Here is a 19,904-nt window from a genome sequence, read left to right on the forward strand (position 1 = left end):
TCGTTCGCTCCTTGATTACTCTTTCGTATACTCTACGACCACTTCTGTGCCCAATCCGCCGCGGGCGTTCCAGTTGGCCTCGATCCGCATGTACAGCGGGTCGCAGCAGGCCACCAGATCGTTTAAGATGCGGTTGGTCGCGTGTTCCTGGTAGATTCCCACATTCCGGTAAGAAGTGAGGTAGTATTTTAACGACTTCATTTCAATCAGTTTTTCGTTCGGTACGAGGTAAATTTTCAGTTCGGCAAAATCGGGCAGACCCGACCACGGGCAGACCGAGGTAAACTCGTTTGTCGGCAGCATCACTTCCGTACGTTTTCCCACGTATTCGTAAGGGATCGTCTCCAGTATGTCTACCATAATAGCCGATTCATCCTGGGTATCAAAACGGATGTTGTTATACTTGCTGTGATTGTGCTCTACTTGCGCCATCTTGCAATCTTCCTTTCCCCTAGTTTTGTTTTGCGAGAGGCGGGGGTTCCGAACTCTCGGCTTGATTGCTTCCCGCTTTGCCAGTTTATCAGATAGACACCCTATTGAGAAGGGAAACTTGACATCTGCTCCGCTGACAATAGGATCAAACACTTGTACAGTTCACATCGGGTTACTTAGGCATTCCACCATGCGAAAACTTTTTGCCGTCACTGCCGTCGCTTCCGTGCCGGTTCTGGCTTTTGGCCGGATGCGGCACGCAAAATACCGGCAGCGGGGCCCCTTGCAGGCGAACAGGCGGCAGTACAAAAGGAACAGAAAGCGGAAAGTCCGGCAGCAGGTTCTTTTCCTGAAAAAACTGGACTTGTTCCGTATTTGGCGATAACATAAATATGTTTGCAAATTCGAATCACCGGATCAGATTGAGAAAAAGGAGCTTTATTTGATATGGACTATCAAGCTTTCAAAGAGATCGTACACGGACGGCGAAGCATTCGCAAATTTACCGAGCAAGACGTCCCGATTGAGGAAATTAACGAGATTTTCGATTGTGCACGATACGCACCGAGCGACACCAATTCCCAAACATGGGAGTTTATTGTAATCAAAAACAAAGAGACGATCAAAAAAATTGAACAGCTGACCTGGGATGCGCTGCACGAAAAAGCAGCCGAGGCAGAGAGCCGGGGATTCGGCAAAGAAGCGCGGCTGCTTACCCGTTCCTTCGGCCCATACGCTACGGCATTTTCCGATGCGCCCGTGTTGATCGTCTGCCTGGCTACTCCTTATCAGTCCAAGTTTCGGGAAAAGATATTTGAACCGATCCAGCTGGTAGCGGAATCCGTCTGGGAGGAAGAAGGGATCAAAAGCAGTTGTCTGGCCGCCCAGAATCTGATGCTGGCGGCACATGCCAAGGGATTGGGAACCTGCCCGATGACGGGACCTGTGCTTTTGGCCGCGGACAGGCTGCGCGAACTTCTGCAGATCGAACCGGAAAAACAAATCAACATGGTCATCGCTCTCGGTTACCCGCAGGAGCAGCCGAAAAAACTGCCGCGCAAGGAAGTAAGTGAAATCGTCCGGTATGTACTTTAGCATAAGCAGAAAAAAGGTTGTTGATCGACTCAACAACCCCTGGGTTCCGCCATTCAAGGCGGAACTTTTTCGCTCTTCCACCTAGTTTTCGAAGAAGAGCAAGAATATGACGATCAGAATGATAATGATTAAAAAAGGGTTGTCATCAAAGAAGAAACCCACTTCGCTTCCCCCTTTCGCGCAGAGTGGCGGCAGCCTATCGCCCTCCATCATCCTATACCGCTATCACTATTACTGTATGGAGCCAACCCGTTTGCCGCTTGGACGATGGTTTATCCCAAGGAAAATGGGCGTTTCCTGCAAACAAAAAAAGACAGCGTTCCCGCCGGCCCGTCCGGCTCGGAGAAGCTATCTTTCGCGGATTACCCTTCCGCAGGTGAAGGCGGTATCTCGACGCCCTCCCGCAAATAGTGGCGAAGTTCTTCGTAAAAAGTGGGATTGCAAGCCATGACACTGCTCTTTCTGTCGAACGGCAGCGGCTCTCCGGTCATCTGCTTAACGATGCCGCCTGCTTCCTCCACAATAATCCTGCCTGCGCCAAAATCCCAGGGGTTGAGCGACAGGCTGACGTAGCCGTCGAGCCGTCCAGCCGCCACGTACGCCAGCTCCAGCGCCGCACTCCCCAACAGGCGCATGCCGCGGACTTTTCCGGCCAGCTTTTTGACGATCTGGTCGATCCCCATTTGTTCGGCCCGCTTGTTCCAAAACACACTGGTGCAAAGCAGCGCCTCCTCCAGCTTGACTTGCCGCTCCAAGCGGAGCCGACGATCGCCCAGAAAGGCGCCCCCGCCTTTTACCGCGTAAAACAGCTCGTCGCGGGACGGATCGTACACCACCCCTACTTGTCCGACTCCTTGCTGGTACACGGCTATCGAGACGGAGAAGTTAATCTGCTGGTGGACGAAATTGGTGGTGCCGTCGATCGGATCGATCACCCACAGCGTCTCATAATCTTCCGCTCTGCCCTCAAACGTGCTCTCCTCGCCGAGAATCCCGTGTTCGGGGAATTGTTCCAGGATCGTCTGCACTACTTTGCGTTCTACTTCCCTATCCACTGCCGTCACCAGGTCGGACGGCGAGGTTTTATACTCAATCTGAAAAGGTTGTTGTAAGCGTTCCAAACTGAGCTCGCCCGCCGCCCGCGCACACTGGATCGCAAGTTGTTTTACCCTCTCTAGCGGAAACGGTTGCAATGTCATCGCCACCCATCCCATTTTTTTCTTTAGTGTACCATACTTATGCAGGCTCTACACACCTGTAAAATGAAAAGGAGGCTCAGAACGAGCCTCCCTCTTCCCTCCAATCAACAGCAGCGGGTGACGCCGCCCTTTTCGTAGCGATGGCGCAGTGCGTACAGGTAGTACTCCTTTTCCGTCATCGGAAAGATTCCCGGCTTCGCGTGGTTCTCCATCCAGTGCTTCAGATAGCGATCGTAATCCGGCATTCCGAATACGGTCTTGATCGTCGATTCAACCTTGCGCAGGAACAGACGAATCGATCGTATCCTCTGTCTCATGCGATGACATGCCCTCCCGAGTCGTAGAGGTTATCCCCTTTGGATTGGACGTAAGGAGATTCGTGCAGTTGGTACTTCCGGCCGCGCAGGACGTTAATCCAGACGCGCAGGGCGTCGATGATAATGCCGATCGTCACCACCATGAACACAGCGCAGACGATCGTGTCGACCTGGTCGTTGAAGATCATCTTCTGCGCGTCTTCAATCGACTTCACCCCGGCGGGCAGATTGCCGGAGGCCAGGATTTCCTTGAACTTCACTGCGTGTGACCAGAAGCCGATGGTAATGTCCTGCGAGAAGATCTTCTGCCATCCCGCCACCAGCGTAGCGGAGGTCAGCCATGCCATCGGCACCAGCGTCACCCAGGCGTAGCGGGCTTTGCCCATCTTGAAGATAATTGTCGTACCGACGGCGAATGCGATGGCAGCCAGCATCTGATTGGCGATTCCGAACATCGGCCAGAGCGTCTTGATCCCGCCCAGCGGATCGACTACCCCCTGGTAGAGGAAGTATCCCCATCCGGCCGTAATAATCGCGGAACCGATCAGGTTGCCCGGCAGCCAGTCGACCTGCTTCATCTTGGGGAACACGTTGCCGAGCAAATCCTGCACCATGAAACGGCCAACGCGCGTCCCGGCGTCAATCGTCGTCAAAATGAAAACGGCTTCAAACAGGATCGCGAAATGATACCAGAAGGCCATCATCGCTTTTCCGCCAAAGATATTGGCAAAAATCGTCGCCATCCCGATCGCCAGCGAAGGAGCTCCGCCGGTCCGCGACAGGATCGTCTTTTCGCCGACGTCATTGGCCATCCCGGTAATCGCGTCAGGTGTGATCACAAAGCCCCACTCCGAGATCGTCTTCGCCGCCGCAGCCGCGTCTACGCCGATGGCAGAGGCCGGCGCGTTAATGGCAAAGTACATCCCGGGCGTCAGCACGCAAGCGGCGATCATCGCCATGATCGCCACGGCCGACTCCATCAGCATGCCGCCGTATCCGATCAGCGGGGCGTGGGATTCCTTGGCGATCATCTTCGGAGTCGTGCCGGAAGAAACCAGTGCGTGGAACCCGGATATCGCCCCGCACGCGATGGTAATAAACAGGAAGGGGAACAGTTTTCCCGTAAAGACAGGTCCGGATCCGTCGACAAACCGCGTAATCGCCGGCATGTGCATCGGCGGCAGCGTCAGGATGATGCCCACCGCCAGGATGGCGATCGTCCCGATCTTTAAAAACGAACTAAGGTAGTCCCGCGGCGCCAGCAAAAGCCAGACGGGAAGCACGGAAGCGACAAACCCGTAGATGATGATCATCCAGGCCAATTGCGTTCCGGTAAAGGTAAAGGCTGGCCCCCAGGTTGGTGAAGCGGCTACGGCCTGCCCCCAGTAAAGCGAGAGCAAGAGCAGCACCAGCCCGATCAGCGACGCTTCCAGAACGCGTCCCGGACGGATGTAGCGCATGTAGATGCCCATTAACAGCGCGATCGGCAGCGTCATGAAGATGGTGAACGTCCCCCAAGGCGAGCCTGTGAGAGCGTTTACAACAACAAGCGCGAGAACGGCGATTAAAATAATCATGATAGCAAGTATCCCGAATAGCGCCAATACCCCGCCCACCGGGCCGATCTCCTCTTTCGCGATCTGCCCCAAGGTTTTTCCGTTTCGCCGCATCGAGCCAAACAGGATGATGAAATCCTGCACCGCCCCGCCCAGGACGACCCCGACGATGATCCACAGCGTCCCCGGCAGGTAGCCCATCTGAGCCGCCAAGGTCGGCCCGACGAGCGGCCCCGCGCCGGCGATTGCCGCAAAATGGTGTCCAAACAGCACCCATTTATTCGTCGGAACAAAGTCCTTGCCGTCGTTGTTCACTTCTGCCGGAGTGGCCCGCTTGTTGTCCAGTCCCATGATTTTTCGGGAGATGTAGCGGCTGTAAAAGCGATAAGCAACAGCATAAGTGCAAATCGCCGCTGTCAACAACCAGAACGAGTTAACCGACTCACCGCGGGAGAGTGCCAGCACCCCGAATCCAAGCGCCCCCAGAATCGAGACGGCTGCCCAGATCAGCACCGACCAAATGCCTCTCTTCATTCATTTTCCTCCTTTGCTTCCTTATTTGAGTAAAACAAACTTACCCCTAACGATATGACAAATGGACTAGAAAGAAAATTCAAAATGTCTAAAAAGCAAAAAAACAGGCGCGAACGGCAATATGCCTGCATGAATGAAAAGTAGGCATTTCCGAACTTGTTACAGTATTTTCCCTGTAATAATATGGACAAGATTGGTTTTGTTTATCAGCACTACATTGTCTTTAGGGGGAGTGTATGAAATATCTTCGTTGCTACTTGTTGTTTTTCTGCTTGACGGCAGGATTTTTAGTCGGCTTTTCCTCGCCGGAGACCCCGAAGAAGGCCACATGGATCTGGCAGACGGAGTTGATCGAAACAAAGAAAGCGGAGATTCTGACGTTTGCCGAAGAAAACGGGGTGAACCTGATCTACCTGCGAATTGATCCGCAAAGAGCGTACAGCTACTATCAGCCCTTCATCCGGGAGGCCAATGCGGCGGGCATCGAGATCCACGCCCTGGGCGGCCATCCTCTCTGGGCACTTCAGGCGCATCGGGAGCGCATTCTCCATCTGCTTGACTGGGTCAAAAACTACAACAAGACTGCAGGCAGCGATGAGCAGATAATAGGCGTTCATCTGGATATCAAACCCTATCTGCTGCCGGAGTGGAACGAGGACAAGCCCTCTGTCCTGTCCCAGTGGATGGGCAACATCGAGGCCGTCACGGCAGCGGCCCGCAAGGATGCGCAGTTGGAAGTAAGCGCCGATCTTCCCGTGTGGCTCGATGATACTTTTGTCCCAGATGATCCAGATGCGACTATCAGCAAATGGATGATAAGCAAATTGGACCACATTACCTTACTGGCCTACCGGAATGCCCTTGACGGTCCCAACGGCATCGCGGCGCTCGTAGAAAATGAGCTCCGGGAAGCAGACGAGCTGGGAAAGCCGGTGATCATCGCCGTCAATACAAAGGAAAGCCCGGGGGAGAGGCACACTTCGTTTTTTGACGCAGGCGCAGAAGAAATGGAACGTCAACTCGCCCTTTTGCCTGAGCGCCTGGGCAGCAGCCATCCTTCCTACGCGGGCAATGCCGTACACGACTATGTCAATTGGAAAAAACTAGCTCCTGGTAAAAAGAAACTCAAAAGAGGTACCTACATCTGGCAGGCCGAACTGGTTATTTCGGAACCGGAGAAGATTCTTGCCTTTGCCAAAAGCCATGCAATCAACCTGCTCTATGTACGGCTCGATCTGCAGCAGCCGTACGAGGCATACTCGGAGTTTGTCGGCAAGGCGGCCGCGGCGGGGATCGAAGTCCACGCTCTGGGCGGCCATCCGGGCTGGGCGCTGGAAGAAAACCGGGACCGCATGTTGAAGCTGGTCCATTACGTCCAGGCTTACAACCACAGTGTGGCGAAAAACCAGCAGTTTCGCGGCATCCATCTGGACATTGAGCCATACGTTCTGCCCGACTGGTATGAAGACACCGACTCCGTCCTGCGCCAGTGGATGGACAACATCGAGGCCTTCGTCGCCGAAGCAAAGCAAGAGGGTGATTTGGAGGTGAGCTGCGATCTTGCCTTTTGGCTGGACGGAACCAGTGTTCCCGGCGATCCAGACATGTCCTTTTCCAAATGGATCATCAAGCAGCTGGACCATGTCACGATCATGGCCTTCAGGAATTACGCAGGGGGGCGCGGCGGCATCGTCCACCTCGTTGAAGAAGAGATCGGCTACGCCAATGAATTGGGCAAAGAACTGATCGTTGCCGTGGAGATGAAGCAGAGCCATGAAGGCGAATTCGTCTCGTTTTACGAATACGGCAAGGCGGAGATGGAGCGCCAGCTTGCGATCGTCACCGAACAGCTCAGCAAGCAGCCCTCGTACGGCGGAAACGTGGTCCACGCCTACGACTATTGGAAAAACGCGAAGGAGTAAGCCAAAAAAGCGGGCCCGCTCTTCTTCCGAGCGAGTCCGCTGACTGCTTTTCCTTAAAACCGGGTCGAGACCTTGTATTCTGCCCGCTTTTCCAAATAGCGGTACAAGATGACGGCCGTCTCGGCCCTGTTCAGCTTCGCTTTCGGGTTATACTGCTGCCCCTCTCCGGCGATCAAACCGATGTCGCCTGCGATCGCCACAAATCCTTTATACCGGATCTCATCCCGGTCGACAAACGGCAGTTGGTAAAGCTTCTCATGCTCCGCCAGCTTTTGGTACCCCAGCGCGGTAACGAGCAGCTTGGCCGCTTCTTCGCGAGTGATGGGACGATCCGGTTCAAAGGTCTTATCGGACGGATCCAGCAGGTTATCCCTGACAGCCAGTTCTACTGCACTAAAATAAGGACTATCTTTGTCGACATCGTCAAAACTGGGTTTGATATCGCCAAAGCTGTCTCTGTACATAGTGGGATCGCCATACGTGCCGGCTGCGGTCAGAAACATATTCAAAAACTCGCCCCGGCTGACAATCTGGTCGGGGTGAACAAGGCCGTCCTGCGGTCGGATCGCCTTTAGTTTTACCATGTAGGATAATTCGTTTTCCGCATCGTGCCCTTTTATGTCGGACGGTTCGCTGTCAGACTCGGTCTGCTTCGGCTTTGCGTCCGCTCCCGACCAATCCTTCATCTCGCCTGTCTCGGCGTCGATGTACGCCAGTCCGGTCCAGGGCAGCTGCAGTTCGTAGACCAGCTTTGCCTCCGTCGGCTGGCTGCCGGACCGTTTTAGGTAAGGGTCGCTTGTGAGAATGTACCTCAGTTGGTACTCGGCACCTTTCAGGTACGTTTCTTTCGCCTGGAGCGCATCGATTGTCCCTTTTACCTCGGGGAATGCTGCCTCCTCATTCCAACGCAGCGCGTACTCGACTACCGTTCCGTCTTCGGCCGATACACCAACCTGAACATATTGAGCCGACACAGGCACCCCGTTTACCCTGCGTTCAAACTGGAAGCTGTAGACAGGCTCGTCAGATCTCCGCTTGTCCAGCTGCTCGGATGACCAGAAAAGCTGATCCAGCTTGTCAGCATTTTGCTCCTTGACAAAGGCAAGGGCAGTCTCCTTCGCTTTTTCTTCGCTGACCGGAAACTTCGAAGCTTCCTTGCCTTCCTCCGCGTCTCTGCGGTATTTCTCGTACAGGTAGGGCGAAACTCTGAACTCCAACACCTTGCCCGTCTCCGCTTCGATCACGGCGCCGGGCCACCCGGTGCTGGAGTTGGCTGTGCTGTACTCCATCTGAACCTGCCAGACCGGCTTGTCCGTATTCCACCAGCCCTCTGATTTTCTGATGTTCGACAACTCGACTTCCTCGGGGATGCGATACTCCCGCTTGAGGATGTCCAGCACTTCTTTTTCTGTCACCGGCGCATTTCGCTTAGGCGATGTGCTGGCCTGCTTCTCTCCCAAAGGCTGGTCGGACGGTTCTGGAAGCGTCACCGTTCGTCCCAGATAATCGACCGCCGTCCCCGTTTTCGCATCAAAGATGCTATTCCAAATAGCCGGAATATATCCCAAGCGGATTTCTTCTTTTGGCTTTTCACCAGGGGCGGAGGCGATACCCGGGTTATCCGGTCTGATCGTGACATACGCCAGCTTCATCCGCATCTGCTCGTCTACTTTTTGGTGAAAATCCCCCTGCGGAATCACACCGGAGGGGTCCTGGTACTGTATGTTTTGTCCGGAGTCACTGTTCAAGTAGACGAGCTCGCCGTTCCCGTTAATTTGGACCTGCACTCCCTGCGACATGACGGGTACCCCGTTTACCAGCCGCCGGAAAGAGACGTGATAGCTGTCACTCGGCCCCCGCACCACTTTGCCCCATTCGCCGCCATCTTCCGCGTACTCGAACGCTGCCTTGGAGCCAAACAGCTTGCCCACCTGGTCCTGGGCAATTTTGACCGCTTCTTCATACGTCACCTTAGGCGGAAAAGGGGCGGACATGTCCGATGCATCCCACCGGTTAAACTCCAACAGCTCACCTGTCATCGCATCGATTGTGACTCTAACATTCCGAAAATCTCTCCCGCTCGACCTCCAGCTTACCTCCCAGGTAGGATGTTCATTGCCACCTCGCCAGGATCGTTGAAACGTAGCTTCCGGACCTTCGAAGCCGGACGGCGGCGTCATCACTTTTTCAGCGATGGCAATCGCTTCTTCCCGGGAGATTTTCGCATCTGCCTGTGACAACAGCTTGCTCGTCAGCAAACCGGCAGCCGCGGCTCCCGCTGAAGGTACTGCTCCCAACACCAGCGATGCGGCAATCGCACACTGCAGCACAGCCCTGCTCTTTGAGAACTTGATCTGGTTCATTCCGCTCCCCCTTTAAAAAGGTAATCTCTTCCATCATACAAAAGAGCAGGTGAAAAAGAAAGACACTTAAAAACCGAGCAGCCGTTTTACTTCCTTGACGGAGCTGCGGCTTACGGGAATCTCACTCTTCCGGCGATCCTGCATGATCAGGTGCACACAACCGTGAAACCAGGGAACCAGCTCGGCCGTTTTCGTCAAATTGACCAAATAGGCCCGATGCGTCCGGTAAAACTGCTGCCCCGGCAGTTTGCACTCCAGTTCCTGCAGGGTAAACGAGGTGGCAAAGTTGTCCGATTCCGTGTAGATCATCGCGTATCTGCCTTCGACTGTCGCGAAGTATATCTCGTCCGGGGAAATCAGCAGAATCTTGCCGTTTCGCTCGACGGGAATTCGCTTGGGCTGCTGCAGAGGTTCGCCCAGCACATTTTGCAGCAGGGAAGCGATCCGCCGTTCAACGGCTGCAGACTCCTGTTTGTTCAACAGTTTTCTAAGCCGATTGATGGTTTTCTCCAGTCGCTGTTCGCTAAACGGCTTGACGATGTAATCTACTGCCTCCGTCTCAAATGCCCGAACGGCATGCACCTCGTACGCGCTGGCAAAGATGACGATCGGCGGGTGCTCGCAAATCTCCAGGATCTCTTCCGCCACGTCCAATCCGTCCCGGTCGTGCAGATGAATGTCTAGAAAAACGGCATCCGGAGAAGCTGCGGGAATGCGCTCCAATGCTTCCACGCCGTTGGCCGCTTCCCCGATCACTTCGACATCGGAAAACTGTTCCAACAGGTATCGCAGCTCGGCCCGCGCAGGCATTTCGTCGTCAACGAGAAACACTTTTAGCATAAGTCTTCACTCCCGATGGCAGGGTAATCGTACAGGTCGTCCCCCTGCCCGCTTCGCTCTTGATAGCGATTCCATAGGGGGAGCCGTAAATCGTCTGAATGCGTGCCCGCACATTTCCCAGCCCGATCCCGGACATCCGGCGCTTTTCCTGCGCATTTGCCAGATGCGGAAAGAAAGGATCGCCGCTGAAGCCCACCCCGTTGTCCTTCACGGTCAGCTCCAGCGTGCCGGCTCCGTTCACGCGGGCCTGAATCGTTACCAGTCCGCCCTCACGCTTGGGCAGCAATCCGTGCTTTACCGCGTTTTCTACCAACGGCTGCAGCAGCAGCGAAGGGATCAGACACTTCTCGGCACCAGGTTCGATGACATACTCCACCTGGAGCTTCTCGTCAAAGCGGGCCCTTTCGATGGCCAGATAGGCTTCGACGTGTTCCAGTTCCTCTTCCAAGGTGACGAATTCGCCGCTGTGATGAAGGTTGCGGCGGAAGTATTCACCGAGATGAAGCAGCAGTTCCCGTGCTTTCTCCGGACGAAAGCGGATGAAAGAAACGATGGTATTCAAGGCGTTAAACAAAAAGTGCGGATTGATTTGCGCCTGCAGCGCCTTGATCTCGGCGTCGGCAAGCAGCCTGGCCTGCTGCTCCAGGGCCGCCAGTTCCAACTGCGTGGAGATCAGGGTTCCCAGGCCGCGAACCAGCTCCAGGTCGACCGCTGACAGCTTGCTGTTTCGATCCTGATACAGCTTCAACACCCCGACCGCTTCGTGTTTCAACATCAACGGAACGAGAATTGCGCTGCGCAGTTGGCAATGCGGCTCGTTGCAGCCGATCTCCTCCTTGCTTGAAGCCAGCTTCATCACCTTGTTCGACAGCACTTCCCGCGTCGCTTTGGTGCTGATCTCCTGCCCGGGAACGTGGTGTGTGCTGCCTTTGCCCACGTGGGCGAGGATGCGCTCTTGATCGGTAATCGCCACCGCAGCCACCCGGGTGGTGCGCATGATCTCCCTGGCCAGCTTATCCGCGGAGCCGGGGGTCAGACCTTCCCGCAAAAACGACAGTGTCTTGTCCGCCACCTGCAGCGTCCGCTGGGCTTGCAGCGCTCCAATCCGATCTTCTTCGTTTTTGACCAGGTCGATAATGATCATGAAGACGGCGATGCCAAGCGAGTTGACAACCGACATCGGCACGCTGATCGCCTTGACCAGTTCCAGCGCCTGGTCCCACGGCCGGGCCAGCAGCAGAATAATGCCCATTTGAATCCATTCGGCGACAAACCCCACGCCAAGCCCAATGCTCCACGACATCTCCCGTTGCTTGCGCCAACGGAAGACCAGCCCCGCCAAGATTCCTTCCACGATCGTCGAGACGGCGCAGGCCAGATCGGTAAAACCGCCCAGACTGTAGCGGTGAGCTCCTGCGATCAGACCTGTTCCCAGACCAACCCAGGGTCCTGCCAACAGCCCGGCGACGACTGCCCCTATCACCCGTGAATTGGCAATCGCATCCTGATAAGGGATTCCCATGTAGGTCCCCATAATCGAAATGCCGGAAAAGATCGCAACCATCAGCGCTTTCTCTCTCAGGCTCGCCTGCCGGTGAAGCGTGCTGCGAAACGCCTTTACTCGGGTCAGCAAAAAGGCGGCAACCACCAGCACGGCTGTACGCTCAGCCATGGAAATCATCAAAGGGTCAAACAAGGGGTACACGAGCACTCCTTCTTTCCGGATGAATCTTGCGAATTGTAAATTGTAGGATTTTACCACTATTATCTCTATGTGAAGCAGCCCGGGTCAAGAGACCAGATGGGACCCGCAAAGAAAGCCCCCCGGCTGTCACATGGACCAACCGGCAGGGCATGAAAGGCGAATAGCTTATAGAGTGACACTCGTATCGGAAGGGACAAGCTTCTTGGCATCCTGGGGCCGGCGCGATTGAACGAAAAGGACAAAAGCGACCAGACAATACCCGATCACGTCGGAAATGATATGCGGCTCAATCAGCATCACCCCGCCGACAAACAAGACAATGCGCTCCCAGACTTGCGTGCGGCGTATGAAATACCCCATCGCAGAGCTGCTGATCCCGATCATCCCTACCAATGCGGACAGCAGCGCGAAGAAGAGGGTTACTGGCGTACTGTCCACCAGGATGAGCACCGGATTGTACACGAACATGTACGGAATGAGAAAAGCCGCCAGGGCGAGTTTCGTGGCGATTACCCCTGTCTTGAACGGATTGGCCCTGGCAATGCCCGCCCCTGCGTACGCCGCCAAACAGACCGGCGGGGTGATATCGGCGACAATCCCGAAGTAAAAGACAAACAGGTGAGCGGCCATGGCCGGGACATCAAGGGCGATCAGGGCGGGGGCTGCCACGGTTGCCGTAACCACGTAGTTTGCCGTGGTAGGGAGGCCCATTCCCAAAATGATGCAGGCGATCATCGTGTAAAACAGGGTGAGAATCAGCACATTGCCTGCCAGCATAATGATTCCTCCGGCGATTTTGGAACCAAGGCCCGTCAGCACGACGACCCCGACAATGATTCCGGCGCAGGCGCAGGCGGCGATGACGGGCAGTGCCGCTCTCGCTCCCTGCTCTAATGCGTCGATGAAGCTCCTTACGGAAAACCGGGTTTCTCTGGAGAAAAAGCTGACGACAAACGCAACGGCAATCCCGATCAAGGCAGCCTTGATCGGAGTCCTGCCGCTCAGCAGCGTGTAGATGATCATCAACAGCGGCAGCAAAAGGTAGCCTTGCTTGATCAGCAATTCCTTCAGCCTGGGCAGCTCGCTTGCGGGCAAGCCCAATATCCCTTGTTTTTTGGATTCAAAATGAACGCCCAAAAAGACGCCGGTAAAGTAAAGCACAGCGGGGATCGCGGCGTAAATCATGATTTGACTGTAAGGTACGCCGGTATACTCTGCCATGATGAAAGCAGCGGCACCCATGACAGGGGGCATAATCTGGCCGCCAGTAGAGGCGGAAGCTTCCGTCGCCGCGGCGAATTCCGGCTTGTAACCTGTTTTTTTCATCATCGGGATGGTAAAGGACCCGGAGCCAACCGTGTTGGCTACGGAACTGCCCGTAATCATTCCTTGCAGGGCGCTGGCCGCTACCGCCGCTTTGGCGGGGCCGCCGGTAAACCTTCCCGTCATCGCAAAAGCCAAATCGTTAAAATACCTTCCGATGCCGGTTTTCGTCAGCATCACGCCGAAGAATAAAAAGAGGAAGATAAAGGTGGATGAGACACGGATGGGAATCCCGAAAATGCCGTCTGTTTTAAAATAGAGGTCAGAGGACAGGACAGACCAGTTGAAACCGCGATGGGAGAACAACGGGAGGTTATTTCCCCACAGGGCGTAAGCGATGGCGACGATGGCGACCACGACGATCGGCAATCCGACGCAGCGCCGCGTCGCCTCGAGCACCAGCAGCACGCCGAGCGAAGCGACGACGATATCCATCGCTGTATAGCCGAAAGAGGTTCTTTTCAGCAAAGCTTCAAATTCAAACACGTTATAATAGCAAACGAATATCGCCAGGAAAGCGAGAATAATGTCATACCAGGGCACACCTGTCTGTTTCCTGTGCAGACCCGTTTTGATCGGGTACAAGAGAAAGATCAAGCCCAGTGCCGTTCCAAGGTGAACGGCTCCTTGAATCTGCGACTGCAGAATGCCAAACCAGGCCGTGTACAGGTGGAAGACGGTCAAGGAAACCCCTAAAAATGTTACGACCCAAGCCCATAAACCCAGATTTTTGCGGTACGTGCTCTCACGGTCGTACTTCTCCAAAATCTCTTCTACAGATAGTTGATTTTCCGGTTTTGCACTTTTGGCCAAGCATTTCACCGCCTCGTACTAATTTCAGAAAAAAGGCCAGACACAGAGTGTGTGGCCTGGTATGCTTGCTATTTCATCGGGATTTATGGCAATAAACCGATTTCCTTATAGTATTTTTCGGCTCCCGGATGCATGGGCAGTCCCTGCGAACCGTTTAAGGCATTTTCCTTTGTCATGCTGACAGCCTGCGCGTGCGTATTTTGGTCTGCCTTTTCTATCATCACTTTCGCCAGCTGATAAGCCAGATCGTCGCTGATTTTGTCCATGCTGCCGACCAGGATGGCAAAAGCCGAAATCGTATGGATATCCTCTTTTATCCATTCATACGTTCCTGCGGGAATGGCATATTCCGTATACCCCGTTTTTTCCGTAATGGCAGCGAGCTCCGAACCAGTGATCTGCAGAAGCTTCGCATCCTTCGTTGCGGCTTGCAGTTCGGCGATGCTAGAGGCCGGAGCGCCCAAGATGCCGAACGAAGCGTCAATGGTTCCGTCCTGCAACCGGTCCTTGGCTGCGCCGAACCCTTCGGAAAACGAGGTGTAATCCCCTTCCTTGATGCCGTAAGCTTCGAGAATCACCTTGGAAATCGTGTTTGTGGTGCTTCCTCCCGGGCCGATTGCGATACGTTTTCCCTTCAGATCGGCAATCGAGTTGATCCCGCTGTTTTCCCTGACCAGAATTTGCACCACTTCAGGGTAGATATGGCCGATAAAACCGAAGTTGGTCACTTTATGGTCTTTAAAATCTCCTTCTCCGTTGTAAGCTTCCAGGGCTGTCTTGTGAACGGCCATTCCCAGATCCAGTTCTCCCGTGCCTATTTTAACCAGGTTCTCAACGGAAGCCCCTGTCGCCGTAGCGGTAATGTTAACGCTTTCAATATTTTTGTTCCATACATTGGCCATTTCACCGCCCAGCGGGTAATAAGTGCCGCCTGTACTCCCGGTACCGAGGACCAACTCTTGTTTGGTGCCGGAAGCTTGCGGTGTTTGGGCCGGCTGCTGCTTTTCCCCTTGCTGCCCGCCGGATTCGCCGGCTGGCTGGGAGTTCCCCGTACCCCCGCCTCCGCAAGCAGCCAAGACCAATGCCAGAGACAGCAGCAGGGCGAGCAATGTCAGGATTCTCTTGTTCAATGTAAAATTCCCCCTTTTGACTTTTTTTTTATGTAAATGACTGGATGCAAAGATCGATCAGACCTCCTATGTATTTGACTATTCAAATTTGATAGATATACATGAAATATTACTATAAACAAAATATTCATTCAATATCTTCTCTGCTTTTTATCCAAAAAAACGACAAAAAAGCCCGCCTCCCCTTAACCGGGAAAGCGGACTTTGCCATTCGCCTGCGTCAAAGGTTGCCGCGGCGCTCCTGTTCCCGCTCCAGCGCTTCAAACAGCGCCTTGAAATTGCCGTTGCCAAAGCCGCGCGCTCCCTTGCGCTGGATGATCTCGATGAACAGCGTGGGGCGGTCGACGATCGGCTTGCTGAACAGCTGCAGCAGGTAGCCCTCGTCGTCGCGGTCTACGAGAATCCGCAGTTTGCGCAGCTCCTCCAGGTCTTCGTCAATGCTGCCAATGCGATCCATCAAGTCTTCGTAATACGTGTCAGGTACGTGCAGAAAGTCGACGCCGTTCTCCCGCAGTTTTGCAACGGTTCCGACGATATCCGTGGTGAGCAAAGCGATATGCTGGACACCCTGACCCCGGTAAAATTCCAGGAACTCCTGAATTTGCGATTTGCGCTTGCCTTCAGCCGGCTCGTTGATGGGGAACTTGATCCGTCCGCCCCCGCCCTGCATCACTTTGGACATCAGGGCGGAGTACTCCGTCGAGATGTCGTCATCCTTGAAATTTTGCACGGCAGTAAATCCCATCACCTTTTCATAGTAGCCCACCCACTCATCCATCACTTCCACATTGCCGACGATGTGGTCGATCCCGATTAGGCCGGTGCTGTCAGCCTGGACGGGGGAATCGTATGAGACAAATCCCGGGAAAAAGGGGCCTGTGTACTGCTTTCGTTCAATCAGCGAGTGCACCGTGTCGCCGTACGTGCGAATCGTCGCTTTTTTCACCGTCCCGTGCTGATCGGAATATTCAGTCGGTTCCATCACCGGCACAGCCCCGCGTGAAACCGCTTCCCGAAAAGCCTTGTCGCAGTCCTCCACAGTTAGAGCAATATCTTTTACCCCTTCGCCATGCTCCCTGACAAACTCGGCGATCGGGTGTTCCGGAACGAGTGCCCCGCTTACGACAAAGGTCAGGTGATTTTGTTTCAGTACATAGGACACCATCTCGCGCGATCCCGTCTCCAGGCCCGAATAGGCTGTCGCCTTGAAGCCGAACGCCTTGGTCAAGTAATGCATGGCCTGCTTGGCATTGCCCACGTAAAACTCCACGTGATCCCAATCTTTGATCGGAAAAAAGTCAGTCGCCATTACCCTTCCCTCCAAAATAGATTTACCCTGAGATTAATTGGGAAGTACTCGTCCCCGCAAGAACACGGATTACCGCATAACTGCTTTGAAACGTTGCAGCAAAGATTGGATGATACCCAGCATATTCGCAACCAGGACCGCAAGTGAACGAACTCGCAGTGTCAGCAGGGAATCCTGTTTCCGGCAAAAAAGTATACACTGGGAATACGAGCTACAGCGAAGGAAGGGAATTTGGCATGAGCAAATCAAACTGGGACAGCCAGGTCACACAGGAGTGGAACCGCAACGCAGCCAACTGGCATTCGCGCAGCAGGGAGATGTGGGAGTCAGGCAGCCGCAAAACGGTGCTGCCGCTGTTTGCCCGCCTGGTCGCCCCGGACAGCGGCCCGGTTCTGGATGCCGGCTGCGGCGATGGATATGCCAGCTTGAAGCTGGCCCGTCAAGGCTACCGCGTGCAGGGAGTCGACATCTCCGATGACATGATCCAACTGGCCAACCGGCAGGCAGCAGGCGTGAATGGCGTTACCTTTCAAACCGGTGATGTGACGCGGCTGCCGTTTGCCGACGGCGCTTTTGCGGGAATCCTGTCGATTAACGTCGTAGAGTGGACGGAGCAGCCGCTTGCCGCGCTGGAAGAATTTCACCGCCTGCTGCGGCCGGGTGGCGTCCTTTTGCTCGGGATTCTCGGACCGACTGCCGGACCGCGCGGCTACAGCTATCCGCGTCTGTACGGAAAGCCGACGATTCAAAACAGATGATGCCGTGGGAGGCTTGTCGGCTGGCGGAGGAGATCGGCTTTCGCCTCCTCGCTGAAGAACACGTCTATAAGGAAGGGGTGACACCAGACATTGCCGGACGGCTTTCGACGGAACTGCGACAGGCCGTCAGCTTCATGACGCTGTTCGGACTGGGGAAGCCGGGAACGGCGGCGTCCGGCTGAAGCGGCCAAAGGCAATGCGAAGGCAGCTGCAGGAGCACTCCTCTTTGCAGCTGCCTTCGCGCCTGCGCTTGGCTACGTATACTTGACCTCGGGCATCAGGTCCGGGTGATTGGTACAAATCTGAATGTCGCGATGCCATCCCATGATCGTCCGCATCACCTGCGGGTCGTCGACTGTCCAGGCGATCACCGTATACCCCTCGGCGATGGCAAGCTGGACGAAGTCGGGCGTCAGGTACGGATAGGCCATGGAAATGACAGAGGCGCCGGCAGCCTGCAGCTGATCAAAGAGCAGCACGGGTTTGCCGTAGATGATCAGCCCGGTTTTGATCCCCGGAGCAAGCTCGTGCACGAACCTGAGGGCCTCGTGCTGAAAAGAAGTGATGTACACCTCTGACGCCATGTCGAACTGTTCGACCAGTTGGACCACTTTCTTCACCTGCTCGAAGCGCCACTCGCCAGCCATTTTCAACTCGATGTTGAGCGTGCATTTGCCCTTGACCGCGGTCAGCGCCTCTTCCAGTGTCGGAATGGGTTCTTTGCTGTAGCGGGCGTCCATCCAGCCGCCGGCGTCCAAAGCCCTCAGCTGCCGGTAGGTATGGTCCGCCAGCAGACCTCTGCCATCGGTCGTCCGCTCCAGCGTAAAGTCGTGAAACAGCACCGGCACTCCGTCCGCGGAGAACTGCACATCCACCTCGATCGCGCGAACGGACGGTTCCGAAAGCGCAAGCTTGATCGCCGCCATGGTGTTTTCCGGCGCCTTGCCGCTCCAGCCGCGATGTGCCATACAGATATTCACTGGACAACCCCCCGTTATTTTTTCAACAATTTTTGCGCTTTGTCAGCCGCCTTGCCGATCGCCTCATCCGGCGTCGCCTGCCCCAGTACGGCCCGCTGAATTTCCGTCATGATGATCTCCTGCAGTTCCTTGTAGCCGGGCACCATCGGACGAGGTTTGGCGTACTCCAGCTGTTTTACGGCGACCTGGAAATTGGGCGTTTGCTCGTAGGCTTTTTTCATTTCGTCAGACAGGGCCGCTTCCTTCGTCACAGGCATGTAGCCGGTTTCCAGCGACCACGGGATGGTCTGTTTGGTATCGGTCATCCAGGAGACAAACTCCCATGCCGCCTTTTTCTCGGCCTCCGAGGATTTGGCGAGGATGACCAGGTTGGCTCCGCCCGTAGGCGCACCGTAGCTTTTGTTCGCCGGCAGAAAGGCCGCTCCCACGTCAAATTTTGCGGCGTCCTGCAGTCCCTTCAGATCTCCGGTCGAGGTGAAGATCATAGCCACCTGCCCGTTGATGAAGTCTTGTTTGGCCACGTCCCAGGCGTTGTACTTTTCACCTGGCGGCGCCTTCATGACGCCTTCTTTCAGCATCCCGGTCCAGAACTCCAGCGGCGCTCTGCCCGCCTCGCTGTCGATCATCAGGCTTTTGCCGTCTTCGCTTAAAATCTCGCCGCCGCTTTGAAAGACGAGGGCTTCGTAGAACCAGATGTCGATCGGCGTGGAGAATCCGTAGGTGACGGTCTTGCCGCCCGCCTTTTTGGTCAGCTTCGCGGCGTACTGCCGCAGTTCATCCCAGGTCTTCGGACCGTTCGGGTCGAGTCCGGCCGCCTTCAGCATGTCGCGGTTTACGTACAACAGCGGCGTGGAACGGTTAAACGGAATGGCGTAGAGTTTATCCTTCCAGTAAGAGTTGCCCATCAGTCCGGGGATGTACCTGTCTTTCGCCTCACCGGCGTACGGGCCCAGATCCTCCAGCACTTTCGCTTCGGCAAACGCGCCGATCGAACCGACCTCTACCATGGTCACGTCCGGCTGATTCCCGGCCGACACGGCAGCCAGCACCTTGGCGTGATTCTCGTAGTAATCTCCCTGGTAAGACGGCTTTACGACGATGTTTTTATGGGTACTGTTAAACTCATCTACGAGCCGGTTGACCATCTCGCCGTTCTTGCCGCCAAGCGCATACCAGAAGTCGATCTCGACCGGTTTGTCCTCCTGCCGGGCGGCCTCCGCGCTTCCCGAGCCTTGCTCGCCTCCGGCTTCCTGTTTCCCGCACCCGACCAGCAGGCCGGGCAGGCACAACATGAAGGCCAAGATTCCGATGCCGCACTTTTTCACGATCCAACTCCTCCTCCGTTTGCAAACGGGGTACCCCCGCATTATTTTGACTGGTAGACAAAAGCGCGAATAATCTGCCGCTGGGCGAAAAAGAAGATCAAGAGAATCGGCAGGACGAGAATCATATTGCCTGCCATGATAACGTTCCAGAGCTTGCCTCCTTCTGCCGCCTTCAGCATGGAAATCCCGATCGGCAGGGTGCGGACTTTGTCACTGTTGGTCATGATCAGCGGCCAGAAGTAATCATTCCAGTGATAGATGAAGCTGAACAGGCCAAAGGTGACCAGCACCGGCTTGGCCAGA

At 55.1% G+C, this 19,904-nt stretch carries 16 protein-coding genes and 1 pseudogene; 4 read left to right on the forward strand and 13 right to left on the reverse strand.

The window, feature by feature from the left end; genetic code table 11:
- Nucleotides 1-15: 15 nt before the first annotated feature.
- Nucleotides 16-432, reverse strand: a complete 417-nt coding sequence (gene queF / locus HGBM_RS16465) for a preQ(1) synthase (RefSeq protein WP_019122193.1) — start codon at nucleotides 430-432, stop codon at nucleotides 16-18.
- Between the two features lie 447 nt (nucleotides 433-879).
- Between queF and HGBM_RS16475 the strand changes: the two genes are divergently transcribed.
- A complete protein-coding gene (locus HGBM_RS16475; RefSeq protein ID WP_019122195.1) occupies nucleotides 880-1,527 on the forward strand; it encodes a nitroreductase family protein in 648 nt (215 codons plus the stop codon).
- A 362-nt stretch (nucleotides 1,528-1,889) separates the two neighbouring features.
- Here the strand turns inward: HGBM_RS16475 and HGBM_RS16485 are convergent, their stop codons facing one another.
- The 3 genes from HGBM_RS16485 to HGBM_RS16495 all read right to left on the reverse strand — a co-directional run bounded on the left by HGBM_RS16485 (nucleotide 1,890) and on the right by HGBM_RS16495 (nucleotide 5,133).
- On the reverse strand, nucleotides 1,890-2,726 hold the full coding sequence (locus HGBM_RS16485) for an inositol monophosphatase family protein (RefSeq protein ID WP_019122196.1): 837 nt from the start codon (nucleotides 2,724-2,726) through the stop codon (nucleotides 1,890-1,892).
- A gap of 104 nt (nucleotides 2,727-2,830) precedes the next feature.
- The gene (locus HGBM_RS16490) at nucleotides 2,831-3,043 is read right to left on the reverse strand and encodes a CstA-like transporter-associated (seleno)protein (RefSeq protein WP_019122197.1); all 213 of its coding nucleotides are present in this window, start codon (nucleotides 3,041-3,043) and stop codon (nucleotides 2,831-2,833) included.
- Complete coding sequence (locus HGBM_RS16495; RefSeq protein WP_019122198.1) at nucleotides 3,040-5,133, reverse strand: carbon starvation CstA family protein; 2,094 nt, start codon at nucleotides 5,131-5,133, stop codon at nucleotides 3,040-3,042. The genes HGBM_RS16490 and HGBM_RS16495 overlap by 4 nt, the downstream gene beginning before the upstream one ends.
- Nucleotides 5,134-5,369: 236 nt before the next feature.
- Between HGBM_RS16495 and HGBM_RS16500 the strand changes: the two genes are divergently transcribed.
- Entirely contained in the window at nucleotides 5,370-7,055 is a 1,686-nt protein-coding gene (locus HGBM_RS16500; protein ID WP_019122199.1) for a hypothetical protein, read from the forward strand.
- 53 nt (nucleotides 7,056-7,108) lie between these two features.
- Here the strand turns inward: HGBM_RS16500 and HGBM_RS16505 are convergent, their stop codons facing one another.
- From HGBM_RS16505 to hppD, 6 genes are all read right to left on the reverse strand, one after another.
- Nucleotides 7,109-9,418 (reverse strand): YcdB/YcdC domain-containing protein, encoded by a 2,310-nt coding sequence (locus HGBM_RS16505; protein WP_019122200.1) that lies wholly within the window; start codon nucleotides 9,416-9,418, stop codon nucleotides 7,109-7,111.
- Nucleotides 9,419-9,484: 66 nt separating this feature from the next.
- Complete coding sequence (locus HGBM_RS16510; RefSeq protein ID WP_019122201.1) at nucleotides 9,485-10,258, reverse strand: LytR/AlgR family response regulator transcription factor; 774 nt, start codon at nucleotides 10,256-10,258, stop codon at nucleotides 9,485-9,487.
- Nucleotides 10,236-11,939, reverse strand: a complete 1,704-nt coding sequence (locus HGBM_RS16515; RefSeq protein ID WP_035287355.1) for a LytS/YhcK type 5TM receptor domain-containing protein — start codon at nucleotides 11,937-11,939, stop codon at nucleotides 10,236-10,238. The genes HGBM_RS16510 and HGBM_RS16515 overlap by 23 nt, the downstream gene beginning before the upstream one ends.
- A 189-nt stretch (nucleotides 11,940-12,128) precedes the next feature.
- Complete coding sequence (locus HGBM_RS16520) at nucleotides 12,129-14,099, reverse strand: TRAP transporter permease (RefSeq protein ID WP_019122203.1); 1,971 nt, start codon at nucleotides 14,097-14,099, stop codon at nucleotides 12,129-12,131.
- 83 nt (nucleotides 14,100-14,182) lie between these two features.
- Entirely contained in the window at nucleotides 14,183-15,229 is a 1,047-nt protein-coding gene (locus HGBM_RS16525) for a TAXI family TRAP transporter solute-binding subunit (RefSeq protein ID WP_019122204.1), read from the reverse strand.
- A 220-nt stretch (nucleotides 15,230-15,449) separates the two neighbouring features.
- The gene (hppD, locus tag HGBM_RS16530; RefSeq protein ID WP_019122205.1) at nucleotides 15,450-16,538 is read right to left on the reverse strand and encodes a 4-hydroxyphenylpyruvate dioxygenase; all 1,089 of its coding nucleotides are present in this window, start codon (nucleotides 16,536-16,538) and stop codon (nucleotides 15,450-15,452) included.
- A 236-nt stretch (nucleotides 16,539-16,774) separates the two neighbouring features.
- On the opposite strand from hppD, the gene HGBM_RS27745 reads away from it, so the two are divergent.
- Both HGBM_RS27745 and HGBM_RS32295 read left to right on the forward strand, forming a co-directional pair.
- On the forward strand, nucleotides 16,775-17,296 hold the full coding sequence (locus tag HGBM_RS27745; RefSeq protein ID WP_315969965.1) for a class I SAM-dependent methyltransferase: 522 nt from the start codon (nucleotides 16,775-16,777) through the stop codon (nucleotides 17,294-17,296).
- Complete coding sequence (locus HGBM_RS32295; protein WP_342626547.1) at nucleotides 17,293-17,478, forward strand: hypothetical protein; 186 nt, start codon at nucleotides 17,293-17,295, stop codon at nucleotides 17,476-17,478. The genes HGBM_RS27745 and HGBM_RS32295 overlap by 4 nt, the downstream gene beginning before the upstream one ends.
- 72 nt (nucleotides 17,479-17,550) lie before the next feature.
- Here the strand turns inward: HGBM_RS32295 and HGBM_RS16540 are convergent, their stop codons facing one another.
- The 3 genes and pseudogenes from HGBM_RS16540 to HGBM_RS27750 form a co-directional block, all read right to left on the reverse strand.
- Nucleotides 17,551-18,276, reverse strand: a complete 726-nt coding sequence (locus HGBM_RS16540; RefSeq protein WP_019122206.1) for a glycerophosphodiester phosphodiesterase — start codon at nucleotides 18,274-18,276, stop codon at nucleotides 17,551-17,553.
- A 14-nt stretch (nucleotides 18,277-18,290) separates the two neighbouring features.
- Nucleotides 18,291-19,601 carry an ABC transporter substrate-binding protein gene (locus HGBM_RS16545; RefSeq protein WP_019122207.1) on the reverse strand — a complete coding sequence of 437 codons (1,311 nt, stop codon included), beginning with the start codon at nucleotides 19,599-19,601 and terminating at the stop codon, nucleotides 18,291-18,293.
- 41 nt (nucleotides 19,602-19,642) lie between these two features.
- A pseudogene (locus HGBM_RS27750) lies at nucleotides 19,643-19,904 on the reverse strand (carbohydrate ABC transporter permease); the annotation flags it as partial.

The organism is Brevibacillus massiliensis (assembly GCF_000311785.1).
In the GTDB taxonomy this organism is placed as follows: Bacteria; Bacillota; Bacilli; order Brevibacillales; family Brevibacillaceae; genus Brevibacillus_C; species Brevibacillus_C massiliensis.